The following is a 12,421-nucleotide window of genomic DNA, read 5'->3' on the forward strand; positions in this document are numbered from 1 at the left end:
GGGTGTCCGGCGCGGGGTGGGCGCGGCTCCCGCCGGGTGTCCGGCGCGGGTCGGACAGGGCTTTCGCCGGGCGCCCGCCGCAGGTCGGGCGGGGCTTTGGCCGGGTGTCCGGCGCGGGTCGGACAGGGCTTTCGCCGGGCGGCCGGCGCGGCTCTCGCCCGGCTTCTCGTCGCGGGTGCGGCGTGGCCCCTACCGGGCCACCCACCCCTTCTCGTACGCGTGCCACCCGAGCTGGAGCCGGGTCGTCACCGCGGCCAGCTCCATCAGGCCCTTCACCCGCCGCTGGACCGTCCGCAGGCCCAGGTCCAGCTGTTTGGCCACGCTCGCGTCGGTCATCCCGGCGAGCAGCAGGGAGAGGATCTCCAGGTCGGTGGTGTCCGGGCCGGGCGCCTGCTCCTCGGTGATCTGCGCGCCCGCGCCCAGCCGCAGCGGCAGCGCCTCCCGCCACACCGCCTCGAAGAGGCCCATCAGGGACTCCAGGAGGCCGCTCGCGTGCACCACGAGCGCGGCCGGTTCCGCGCCCCGGCCGGTGAGCGGCACCATCGCGAGGCTGCGGTCGGCCACCACCAGCTTGGTCGGCACCCGGTCGACCACCCGGATCTGCTCCTCGCGGCCGAGCGCCGCCGACAGTTCCAGCAGGCCGGTGGGGAGGGTCAGCACCTCCCGTTCGACGACCACCCGGTAGCGCACGCCCCGACCGGCGGCCAGCTCCTCCGCGTCGTTCTCCACGCCGGAGACGGCGATCGGCTTGCCCGTGACGAGCGCGCAGACCTCCTCGGTCGCACCGAGCTGGAGCTGGAGGAAGCGGTGGGTGACGGCGCTCGCCCCGGTGACCACCTCGACCAGGTCGTGGACGGCCGGCTCGGTCGCCTCCGCCCGGTACTCCTCCGCGAGCAGCGCCGCCGCGAGCTCCGCCTGCTCCAGCTCGTGCCGCTGCTGGGTGAGCAGGGCGCCGAGCGCGACCGCGGGCGGCGCCGCGACCCAGCGGCCGGTGCGCGCCGAGGACTGGGCGGCGAGGCCCTGCGCCTCCAGGCGGCGCAGCGCCCGCTCGGTGTCCTGTTCGGGCAGCGAGAGCCGGTGCGCCAGGTCGGTGACCTCGGCCGCCCCGAGCGCGATCAGCGCCCGGTAGGCGGACTCCTGCCGCTCGTCCAGTCCTATCGCTCCCAGCATCGGTTCCCGCCCCTCGCCGTGCCCCGGCGGACCGCGCGCGACGTTCCGCGCACGTTCTCCGGAGGCATTCGTTCCGTTGGTGACCTGGCGGGAATCGGCCACGGCGTATTCCCGCCTCGCCCATCATCCCTGCACCGCCCTCACCTCTGCCAATGTGGCGCCACCGCAGCACCAACCGCCTCCGGGTACACGCCACTTGCGCCAGTTGTCCGGAATCAGATGGGGAGAGCGATGCGTCCGATTTCGCGTACGGCCCTGGGGGCGGCGACCGCCGCCGTCCTGGCCGTCACCGCGGCCCTGCCGTCCGTCGCGGCCCAGCCGCCGGCCGGCGGCTCCGCGGAACGCCCGCCGGTCGGCAGCGAGGCCCGGGCACGCTCCGGGGAGCGACCCGCCACGGTCACCCTGGTCACCGGCGACCGCGTCCTGGTCGGCCGCGACGGGCGCGGCAACCCCGCCGCCACCGTGCTGCCCCGCGAGGACGGCACCGTGCCGCTGGTCCAGACCCGCCGCTCCGGCCAGGACCTCTACGTCTACCCCGAGGACGCCACCGCCGCGCTCGCCGCCGACCTGGTCGACGAGGAGCTGTTCAACGTCACCGGCCTGGTCCGGCAGGGCTACGACGACGCCTCCACCACCACGCTGCCGCTCATCGCCGTCTACGGCTCCGGCGCCACCGCCCGCACCGCCCCGGCCGCCCCGCGCGGCGCCCGCCGCGGCCAGCTCCTGAGGACCATCGGCGGCGTCGCCCTCCGGGCGGACAAGAAGCAGGCCGCCACCTTCTGGTCCGAGGTCTCCGCCCCCGCCGCCCGCTCCGCCTCCGCCGGCATCGAGAAGCTCTGGCTGGACCGCAAGGTCGAGGCGACCCTGGAGCGGTCCACCCGGCAGGTGCACGCCCCCGAGGCGTGGGCCGCCGGCTACGACGGCACCGGCACCAAGGTCGCGGTCCTCGACACCGGCGCCGACGCCGAACACCCCGACCTCAAGGGCCGGATCGTCGCCTCGGAGAACTTCACCGACTCCGCCGGCACCGGCGACGTCCAGGGCCACGGCACCCACACCCTCTCCACCGTCGGCGGCTCCGGCGCCGCGAGCGGAGGCGAGAAGAAGGGCGTCGCCCCCGGCGCCCTGCTCCTCAACGGCAAGGTCCTCGACGACTCCGGCTCCGGCGCCACCTCGTGGATCATCGCCGGCATGGAGTGGGCCGTCGCCCAGGGCGCCGACGTCGTCTCCATGAGCCTCGGCAACCCCTCCGAGACCGACTGCGACGACCCGATGTCCGCCGCCGCCGAACGACTCGCGCAGAACGGGGGCACGCTGTTCGTCGTCGCCGCGGGCAACACCGGCCCGACCCTCAACTCCGTCTCCTCGCCCGGCTGCGCGCCCGGCGTCCTCACCGTCGGCGCCACCGACCGCGACGACTCCACCGCCTGGTTCTCCAGCCGCAGCCCGATCGCCAACGAGGCGCACACCCTCAAGCCGGAGATCGCCGCCCCCGGCGTCGGCATCTCCGCCGCCGCGGCCGGCGGCCGGGGCCTCTACGCGTACCGGGCGATGTCCGGTACCTCGATGGCAACCCCGCACGTCGCCGGCGCCGCGGCCATCCTGAAGCAGCGTCACCCCGACTGGACCGCACGTCAGTTGAAGGCGGCCCTGGTCTCCTCCGCCGAGACCGGCATCCCCGGTGACGTCCGCGAGACCGGCGGCGGGCGGCTCGACGTCAAGGCCGCGATCGACCAGACGGTGCTCTCCGCCCCGGCCGTCCAGGGCGGCACCTTCCACTGGCCGCAGGACAGGAGCGACCGCACCACGGTCACCGTCCCCTACACCAACACCTCCAAGGCCCCGGTCACCCTCGACCTGGCCGTCGAGAGGGTCACCGGCAACGACGGCTCCGCCGTCCGGTCCTCGGTCGCCCGCCTCGGCAAGCGCAAGGTCGAGGTCCCGGCCGGCGCCACCGTCGGGGTCCCGCTGGCCCTCGACCCCACCGCCCGCCTGGAGCGCGCGCAGTACGGCGACGTCACGGGCAGGGTCGTCGCCACCGCCCGCGGCGGCGTCCACGTCTCCACCCCGTTCTCCCTCCACGTCGAGCCCGAGACGGTCACCCTGCGCGTCAAGCTGATCGACCGCCTGGGCAAGCCGGCCGACGGCCCCTCCTCGCTCGACGTCATCGGCACCGACACCGCCACCGGCGAGCGCCGCTTCAACGACGGCGCAGCCGACCAGGTCTTCCGGGTGCGTCCCGGCAGCTACTTCCTCACCTCCTTCGTCACCACCCCCGACGCCGGTGAGGGCGCCACGCTGACCGACTCCCTCACCCACCTGGCCCGCCCGCAGCTGGAGGTCCGGAAGGACACCACCGTCGTCCTCGACGCCCGCGAGGCCGCCCGCCTCTCGGTCCGCACCGAGCGCCCCTCCGAGGTCCGCGGCACCACCCTCGCGTTCGCCCGCTCCTGGGACGACGTCTGGATGCACTCCGGCACCGCCATCGGCCCCCGCACCATCCGCGCCTACTACGCCTCCGTCGAGGGCGAGGCCCGCGACGGCTCCTTCGAGTCCGGCAGCTACTGGCGCGCCGCCGCCCCGCAGCTCTCCTCGCTGCGCACCGGCGACGGCCTGGAGCTCCACGCCGTGACCGCCTCCACCGGCTCCGACAACCTCGACGGCACCGGCTCCGCCCGGCTCGTCGACGCCGGCGCCGGCACCCCGGACGAGCTGAAGGCCGCCGGCGTCCAGGGCCGCCTCGCCCTGGTCCGCCTCCCCGACGACACCACCGCCGTCGGCACCCTCGCCCGCAACGCCAAGGCCGCCGGCGCGCTCGGCGTCGTCGTCCACCACGAGTCGGCGCTCCGCTGGTACCCGGCCGGCGGCTTCACCGGCGCCGGCCTGCCGGTCCTCGCGGTCCCGGCCGCCGAGGCCGCCGCGCTCCGCGACCGGCTCGCCGCCGGCGAGGTCACCCTGCACTGGAAGGGCACCGCCAGGCCGCCCTACGTCTACAGCCTCGCCTTCCCCGAGACCGGTGAGGTCGACCGCGACCGCACCCACCGGGTCCGCGACTCCCGCCTCGGGCGCTCCGAGGTCACCCACGGATCGGCCGGCGTCGCCGCGGACTTCACGAACTTCCCCGCCGCGTACCGCCCGAACGGCACCTCCGTCGGCTTCGCCGGCCTGGAGACCGTCCCCGCCCCGGGCAGCCGCACCGAGTACTACACGCCCGGCGACACCGCCTGGCGGCAGATGACCGGCAGCAGCTTCCCCTACGGCGAGCTGATGGTCGGCGACCTGCACGCCTACGCCCCCGGCGAGCGGCGCACCGAGCGCTGGTACGACGGCGTCGTCGTGCCGACCGCCCCGCGTGACGCCGCCGGCGAGCCCGTCCTCGTCTCCGAGCGCCAGGGCAACCTCATCGGCTTCGCCGCCGCGATGTGGGGCGACGGCGTCCACCACGCCGAGCCCGGCTCCTTCGGCGACCTCGGCAACCTGCGGCTGCGCCGCGACGGGGAGCTCGTCGGCGAGAACGCGTGGCCCTTCGGGGTCTTCGAGGTGCCCGCCGAGCGCGGCACGTACGAGCTCGAACAGAACACCACGAAGATCGGCAACCGGAACTGGGCCCGCTCCACCTCCGTGCAGTCGATCTGGAAATTCACCTCCCAGCTCGACGAGACCGTCTATTCTCAGGGCATCCCGATCCTCTTCCCCCGGTACGACCTGCCGGTGGACGGACTCAAGACCCTCGCCGCCACCGACGGCCAGCGGATCCGCCTCGGCGCCACCGGTCACGCCGGATACCAGCCGGGCGCCCTCACCTCGGCCTCCCTCTCGTACTCCTACGACGGGGGCACCACCTGGACCGAGGCACAGGTCGCGAAGGCGGGCGGCGAGTGGGTCGCGACCGTGAACCACGCGGGCGCGACGGGCAAGCCGGTCACCCTGAAGACCGAACTGACGGACGCCCACGGCAACTCCGTCACCCAGACCGTGGTCCGCGCCTACGACGTGCGCTGACCACGCCGGTCCGCCGGACGTCCTTCCCGTGGGGGGTGGGGTCGTCCGGCGGACCACCCATTCGCAGCAACGGTTTTCCTCGTGTCCCGTTTTCCCGGGCCGCCCGCGGTGGACAATAAGGGCATGACGCAGCAGGGGGACGACTGGTGGGACGCGCTCTACGACGAGACGGCGGAGGGCGGCGTCCCGGCACCCCCGGGTGACACCCTCGACGCCCGCTTCGCCTCCGCCACCCGGGCCACCGCGCCCGAGACCCCTGCGGCCCCGCCGCCGGCGCCTCTCGCGGCCCCGCCGCCGGCACCCCCCGCGGCCCCGCCCCCTCCGGCCCACCCGGCCGTGCCCGCTCCGCCCGCGGCGCCCCCGGTGACCGCGCCCGAGGCCACCCGCCCGGCCCGTCCCGGCCCCGCCGCCCCCTCCCCGCCGCCCCGCCCGGCCGCCCCGCCGTCCCTCGGCCCCGCGCCCTGGGAGGCGCCCGCCGAGGGCCCCCGCACCTTCCCCTCGCCGCCCCCGGCCCCCGCGGAGCCGGAGCCCGAGCCCGAGCCGGAGCCCGTGCGGGCCGCCGGGACGGCGCCCGCGCCCGAGGACGCCACCGTGCGGGTCCACCTCCCCGCCGGCCACGAGCCGACCCTCCAGGTGCCGGTGCCCCGGCCCCGCACCGGCTTCGTCGGCAGCCGGCCGCCCACGTACGAGGCCGAGCCCACCGCCCTGCCCGCCGCGCGGCCCGGCGAACTCGGCGACCTGGTCGCCGACACCGTCCTCGACGGCGCCCGCTACGGCACCGCCACCCTCCGCGCCGCCTCCGTGCGCGGCGACTCCGCCCGCTACCGGGGCGAACCCCGCCGGGACGCCCTCCTCACCGCCCGCTTCGGACACGACGAGACCGCGCTCGTCCTGGTCGCCGTCGCCGCCGGCTCCCGGGCCGCCGAGGAGGCCCACCTCGCCGCCACCGACGCCTGCCGCTGGATCGGGGAGGCCGTCGGCCGCAGCCACGCCCGCCTCTCCGAGGACATCCGCTCCGGCCGCCGCGGCGAGCTCAAGTCCGGCCTGCACCGGCTCACCGACCGCACCTACGGACGGCTCCGGGCCCGGGCCGCCGAGCGCGGCGTGGAGCCCGACGCGTACACCGCCACCCTGCGCTGCCTGCTCATCCCCGCCGACCCCGACTGCCGCACCCGGGTCTTCTTCGGCGTCGGCGGCGGCGGGCTCTTCCGGCTGCGCGACGGCGCCTGGCAGGACATCGAGCCGCTGCTCCCCGACCCCGCCTCGGTCGCCGGCGCGCCCGTCGTCGGCTTCGGCTCGACGCCGCCGCGCGGGATCCCGGAGGCGACCGAGGAGGGCGACCGGCTCACCATGGACCTCGGCATCACCACCGCCCCCGGGCCGCTCGTCGAGGAGCCCGTGCCGCCGCCCGCCGAACCCTTCCGCTTCCGCGCCTCGGTGGCCCGCCCCGGCGACACCCTCCTCCTCGCCTCGCCCGGCCTCGCCGAGCCGATGCGCGGCGAGCCCGAGCTCGCCCGCGAGCTGGCCGCCCGCTGGAGCGGCGCCGAGGCGCCCGGTCTCGCCGCCTTCCTCGCCGACACCCAGCTGAGGGTGACCGGGTACGCCGACGACCGTACGGGAGCCGCCGTCTGGGAGGCGTGAGACGCCGGGCCGTGTGTTGATGGACCCATGGCCAAACAGAACGTAGCGGAGCAATTCGTCGACATCCTCGTCCGGGCCGGCGTCCAGCGCCTGTACGGGGTGGTCGGCGACAGCCTGAACCCGGTCGTCGACGCCATCCGGCGCAACCCCGCCATCGACTGGATCCAGGTGCGCCACGAGGAGACCGCCGCCTTCGCCGCGGGCGCCGAGGCCCAGATCACCGGCCGCCTCGCGGCCTGTGCGGGCTCCTGCGGGCCCGGCAACCTCCACCTCATCAACGGCCTGTACGACGCCCACCGCTCGATGGCCCCCGTACTCGCCCTCGCCTCCCACATCCCGTCCAGCGAGATCGGGCTCGGCTACTTCCAGGAGACCCACCCCGACCAGCTGTTCCGCGAGTGCAGCCACTACAGCGAGCTGATCTCCCACCCGAAGCAGATGCCCCGGCTGCTGCACACCGCCGTCCAGCACGCCGTCGGGCGCGGCGGCGTCTCGGTGGTCGCGCTCCCCGGCGACATCGCCGGCCAGCCCGCCCCGGAGAAGGCCACCGGCTCGGCGCTGGTCACCTCGCGCCCCACCGTCCGCCCCGGCGACTCCGAGATCGACGCCCTGGTCCGGATGATCGACGCGGCCGAACGGGTGACGCTCTTCTGCGGCAGCGGCACCGCCGGCTCCCACCCCGAGGTGATGCAGTTCGCCGAGCGCCTCAAGGCCCCGGTCGGCCACGCCCTGCGGGGCAAGGAGTGGATCCAGTACGACAACCCCTTCGACGTCGGCATGAGCGGACTGCTCGGCTACGGCGCCGCCTACGAGGCCACGCACGAGTGCGACCTGCTGATCCTGCTGGGCACCGACTTCCCGTACAACGCCTTCCTCCCCGACGACGTCCGGATCGTGCAGATCGACGTGCGGCCCGAGCGCCTCGGCCGCCGCTCCCGGCTCGACCTGGCCGTCTGGGGCGACGTCCGGGAGACCCTGCGCTGCGTCACCCCCAGGGTCCGGCCCCGCACCGACCGGCGCTTCCTGGACAAGATGCTGAAGAAGCACGCCGACGCCCTGGAGGGGGTGGTGAAGGCCTACACCCGCAAGGTGGAGAAGCACACTCCGATCCACCCCGAGTACGTCGCCTCCGTCCTCGACGAACTCGCCGACGAGGACGCCGTGTTCACCGTCGACACCGGCATGTGCAACGTCTGGGCGGCCCGCTACCTCACCCCCAACGGACGCCGCCGGATCATCGGTTCCTTCAGCCACGGATCGATGGCCAACGCGCTGCCGCAGGCCATCGGCGCCCAGTTCACCGACCGCGGCCGGCAGGTCGTCTCGCTCTCCGGCGACGGCGGCTTCTCCATGCTCATGGGCGACTTCCTCACCCTCGTCCAGTACGAACTCCCCGTGAAGATCGTGCTGTTCAACAACTCCTCCCTCGGGATGGTCGAACTGGAGATGCTGGTCGCCGGCCTCCCCTCGTACGGGACGGGCAACAAGAACCCCGACTTCGCCGCGGTCGCCCGCGCGGCCGGCGCCTACGGGGTGCGGGTGGAGAAGCCCAAGCAGCTCGCCGGGGCACTCAAGGACGCCTTCAAGCACAAGGGCCCCGCCCTCGTCGACGTCGTCACCGACCCCAACGCCCTCTCCATCCCCCCGAGGATCAGCGCCGACATGGTCACCGGCTTCGCCCTCTCCGCCGGGAAGATCGTCCTCGACGGGGGAGTGGGCCGGATGCTCCAGATGGCCCGTTCCAACCTGCGCAACGTCCCCCGGCCCTGAGGACGCCGGCCCGGCGCATGCGGACCGGCTCGTGGGGCAGGCTTCCCCGTGAGTCTGTTCGACGCGACCGCGGGTGGGGGCTATGGCCGGGAAGGCACGACAGCCGACTCAACTGCTCAGGGAGGTGGGCGGGGCGGACCTGACCGCGGTGCCGGAGGTGCGCCACGCGTTACGCGCGCTGCTCGGCGCCTGGGGCGGACCCGGCGCCGGGGACGTGGCCGAACTGCTCACCAGCGAACTGGTCACCAACGCGCTGCTGCACACCGGCCACGGGGCGGTGGTGACCGCCACCGTCGACCCGGGGCAGCTGCGGGTCGAGGTCCGCGACTTCGAGCCCGGTCTCACCGGTCCGCTCGTACCGCCCGCCGACGACGGTACGCACGGCCGGGGTCTCTTCCTCGTCGGGGAGCTCGCCGACTCCTGGGGCGTCGAGGAGCGCGGCTCCGGCAAGGTCGTCTGGTTCGAACTGAACGGCGGGGCCGCCTGAGGGGCGGCCCCGCCGTGGGGTGGGGGAGCGGCGGCGTCAGCCGAGCTTCCGCTCCATTTCGGTGAGCTTCGCCTCCAGGGAGTCGAAGGCGTAGCGGGGCATCGCCTGGGTGTCGTCCTCGGCGGTGAGGTCCACCGTCCGCGACTCACTGCCCCTGACGGCTTGCAGGGAGGGCCGGGGCCGAAGCGGCAGTTGTCCCGGGTCCGCTATGGCGGGTTCCGCGACGGCGGCGGGCACCGCCGCCGTCGCGGAACCCGACCCGGCCACGGGGGCCTGGCCCCCGCCGGCCCCGGTGGCGGCGGCCAGCGCCGCCACCTCCACCTGGCGCCCGCCGCGCCCGAAGGCCCGGTGCTGACGGTTGAGCGCCTTGATCCGAGCCCGGTCGAGCTTGGCCTGCTCGCGCCGGCGGATCCGGTTCTGCTCCTTCTCGCGCCGGTCCTCCCGGACCTCGTCGACCGCCTCGTCCAGCGTCCGCACGCCCTCCAGGAGCATCAGCGACCAGGCGGCGAAGGTCTCCCGGGGGGCCCTTATCCACCGCACGATGCGGATCTGGGGGAGCGGCCGGGGGACGAGCCCCTGCTCCCGCAGCGCGGCCCGCCGGGTCTGCTTCAGCGCCCGGTCGAAGAGGACCGCGGCCGACAGGGACATGCCCGCGAAGAACTGCGGAGCCCCGTCGTGACCCAGGCCGCGCGGCGCGTGGACCCAGTTGAACCAGGCGGCGGCGCCCGCGAAGAGCCAGACCAGGAGGCGCGAGCCGAGGGCCGCGTCGCCGTGGCTGGCCTCGCGGACGGCGAGCACCGAGCAGAACATCGCGGCGCCGTCGAGGCCGAACGGGACGAGGTACTCCCAGCCGCCGGTCAGGTTGAGGTTCTGCCGGCCGAAGCCGACGAGCCCGTGGAAGGAGAGCGCCGCCGCGACCGCGGCACAGCAGAACAGCAGCCCGTACGAGGCGAATCCGTAGATCGCCTCCTTGCGTCTGCGGCGCTCCTCGCTGCGTTCCCAGGAATCCTCGGCCGCGGCCTGGTCACCGGCGCGCTTCCCGCGCGCGAGCACCGCCACCGCCGTCAGGACCCCGGCCACCATCACGCCGCCCGGAAGCAGCCAGTCCAGCGATATGTCGGTCAGTCTCATGCGGTGTCCCTCGCATCGCCGTGTGCGTTTGGCCGCCCATACTGTCCGACCGACCGGCGGGCACAGGGGGTTTCGGGGCAAGAGCACGCCAACGGGGGCTCAGGGCATACGAATAGGTACCTTCTGGTCGAACGGCCTTCCGCGTGAGCAGGGTTGCGTTCGATTCACGTCACTCGTGCGGGTGGTGTGAGCCGCAGGGGGTGGCGGACGGCTCAGGCCGCGGTGGTGAGCCGCCGGACCCGCTCGGCGTCGCAGGTGCGCGGACAGGTGATGCAGGTGTCCTCGGGGCGCAGGGTGTAGAAGAAGCAGCAGGTGGCCCGGTCCCGGGTGGCGCGGGGCGTGCCGTCCGGCGCCTCGGCCCCGGGCAGCGGACGGAACGCCGCCCCGCCCGCGTACGGCTTCTCCGGCCTGCCGCCGGTCTTCCCCGGCAGCAGCAGCTCCAGCTCGGCCATCGCCCGCTCCTCCTCGCCGAGCAGGGCGCCGATGTACCAGAGGCTCTCCACGATCTCGTCCGTCACCATCCCCCACAGGGCGTGGCGGCCGCGCCGCATCCGCGGGCCGAAGCCGGTGAGGAGGGCCTCGAAGTGCTCGGCGAGCGAGGCGCGCACCTCCGCGCGCAGGGCCTCCTCGTCGGCGACCACCCGGGCGCCGGGCAGCGCGGCGGCGGGGTCGTCCGGCAGGCAGGCGAAGGCATCGACGGAGACCGCCATCCGGCCCAGGGCCCGCTGGAAGGAGACGGCGCCGACGGGGAGGCGGGGGACCCGGCGGTGCAGGAACCAGGGGACGGTCACCAGGAGACAGGCGGGCCAGGCGTAGCGGTGGAGGCCGAAGCTGGCGACGACGTCGGGCCGGGCCTGCTGGCCGTAGTCGCGGAGCACCTGCGCGTTGTCCCAGGCGAGGAAGGCGTCCAGGGCGGGGCCGCCGGCCGCGAGCTCCTCGGCCCGGACCCAGCCGGCACCGCGTGGCAGGCGTTCGTCCCCGGCCGTCTCCTCTATCCGCAGGCCGGAGAAGACCTCGGCGAGCCGGGCGTACGAGGCCGCGACGGGCGAGGCGACGGGGGAGGGAAGCAGGGCGGGGACGGTCATGCGGACCACCGAATCGCGATCGTTAGCAGGTTAGCCTTACCTTACCCGAAACGGCATCGCGTCTCACCACCGGCACTCCCGCGCCCGTCGGGGCCCCGTGGGCGCGGTCCCACGGAACGGTCCGTTCGCCTATGGTGCACAGGGGGCCCGGGTATCGCGAGCCGGGCCCGGCACGAGGCCGCAGGAGGACCCGGGTGGAGCAGGGCGCAGCGCGCGAGCGGGCGACGGAGGGACCGTCCGTGCGATTCGGCGACCCCCGGGGCGAGCGTCCGGGCGGCGCCCCCCGGCCCGTGCCGGAGGCGGTGGAGAACGCCCGCGTCCCCGAACAGGCCCGGGGCGAGCACACCCACGGCGAGCCCCCCTTCCCCCGCCCCGGAGGCGCCCCCGCGCCGGCGGGCGAGGACGCCGGACTCCCCGGCGACGGCCCGCGCGCCGTGCGGCGCCACTCCGTCCGGGGCCAGATCCTGGACGCCCTGCGGACCGCCCTCGTCGCCGGCGAGCTGCGGCCCGGCGAGGTGTACTCCGCCCCCGCGCTCGGCGAGCGCTTCGGCGTCTCCGCCACCCCCGTCCGCGAGGCGATGCAGCGCCTGGCCGTCGAGGGGGCCGTCGAGGTCGTCCCCAACCGGGGCTTCCGCGTCGTCGTCCGCACCCCCCGCGAGCTCGCCGAGCTGGCCGAGGTGCGGGCCCTGATCGAGGTCCCCGTCATGCTCCGGCTCGCCCGCACCGTCCCCGCCGCCCGCTGGGCCGGACTGCGCCCGCTCGCCGAGGCCACCGGCGCCGCCGCCGCCCGCGGCGACCGCGCCCACTACGCGGAGACCGACCGCGCCTTCCACCGCGCCGTCCTCGCCCTCGCCGGCAACGAACAGCTGCTCGCCGTCGCCGACGACCTGCACCGCCGCTCCCAGTGGCCCCTCCTCAGCGCCCCCGTCCCGCGCCACGCCGACCTCGTCGCCGACGCCGCCGAGCACTCCGCCCTCCTGGACGCCCTCGTCGCCCAGGACCTCCCCGTCGTCGAGGCGCTGGTGCGCGAGCACTTCACGGGCGCGGACGGCTGATCCGCCCGCCGCCGGAACCCCGCGGGAACCGGTCCCCCGGCGGGCGGTCTCCCCGGGGCCCCCGCCCACTAAGGTCGTGG

At 75.4% G+C, this 12,421-nt stretch carries 8 protein-coding genes; 5 read left to right on the forward strand and 3 right to left on the reverse strand.

Annotated features, from left to right (window positions below; genetic code table 11):
- Window positions 1–189: 189 nt before the first annotated feature.
- On the reverse strand, window positions 190–1,170 hold the full coding sequence (locus IE287_RS32405) for a helix-turn-helix domain-containing protein (protein WP_189852823.1): 981 nt from the start codon (window positions 1,168–1,170) through the stop codon (window positions 190–192).
- A 231-nt stretch (window positions 1,171–1,401) separates the two neighbouring features.
- Between IE287_RS32405 and IE287_RS32410 the strand changes: the two genes are divergently transcribed.
- The 4 genes from IE287_RS32410 (at window position 1,402) to IE287_RS32425 (ending at window position 9,070) form a co-directional block, all read left to right on the forward strand.
- Window positions 1,402–5,172, forward strand: a complete 3,771-nt coding sequence (locus tag IE287_RS32410) for a S8 family peptidase (protein WP_189852824.1) — start codon at window positions 1,402–1,404, stop codon at window positions 5,170–5,172.
- A 123-nt stretch (window positions 5,173–5,295) separates the two neighbouring features.
- Window positions 5,296–6,813, forward strand: a complete 1,518-nt coding sequence (locus IE287_RS32415; protein ID WP_189852825.1) for a protein phosphatase 2C domain-containing protein — start codon at window positions 5,296–5,298, stop codon at window positions 6,811–6,813.
- A gap of 27 nt (window positions 6,814–6,840) precedes the next feature.
- On the forward strand, window positions 6,841–8,583 hold the full coding sequence (locus IE287_RS32420) for a pyruvate dehydrogenase (RefSeq protein WP_189852826.1): 1,743 nt from the start codon (window positions 6,841–6,843) through the stop codon (window positions 8,581–8,583).
- Window positions 8,584–8,665: 82 nt separating this feature from the next.
- Window positions 8,666–9,070 carry an ATP-binding protein gene (locus tag IE287_RS32425; RefSeq protein WP_189852827.1) on the forward strand — a complete coding sequence of 135 codons (405 nt, stop codon included), beginning with the start codon at window positions 8,666–8,668 and terminating at the stop codon, window positions 9,068–9,070.
- A gap of 36 nt (window positions 9,071–9,106) precedes the next feature.
- Here IE287_RS32425 and IE287_RS32430 read toward each other — a convergent pair whose 3' ends face one another.
- Window positions 9,107–10,201, reverse strand: a complete 1,095-nt coding sequence (locus IE287_RS32430) for a DUF2637 domain-containing protein (protein ID WP_189852828.1) — start codon at window positions 10,199–10,201, stop codon at window positions 9,107–9,109.
- A 212-nt stretch (window positions 10,202–10,413) separates the two neighbouring features.
- Window positions 10,414–11,286 (reverse strand): (2Fe-2S)-binding protein, encoded by an 873-nt coding sequence (locus tag IE287_RS32435; RefSeq protein WP_189852829.1) that lies wholly within the window; start codon window positions 11,284–11,286, stop codon window positions 10,414–10,416.
- 194 nt (window positions 11,287–11,480) lie between these two features.
- On the opposite strand from IE287_RS32435, the gene IE287_RS32440 reads away from it, so the two are divergent.
- Window positions 11,481–12,341 (forward strand): GntR family transcriptional regulator, encoded by an 861-nt coding sequence (locus tag IE287_RS32440; protein ID WP_373307946.1) that lies wholly within the window; start codon window positions 11,481–11,483, stop codon window positions 12,339–12,341.
- The last annotated feature ends 80 nt before the right edge of the window (window positions 12,342–12,421 follow it).

The organism is Streptomyces omiyaensis, assembly GCF_014650895.1.
GTDB lineage: Bacteria > Actinomycetota > Actinomycetes > Streptomycetales > Streptomycetaceae > Streptomyces > Streptomyces omiyaensis.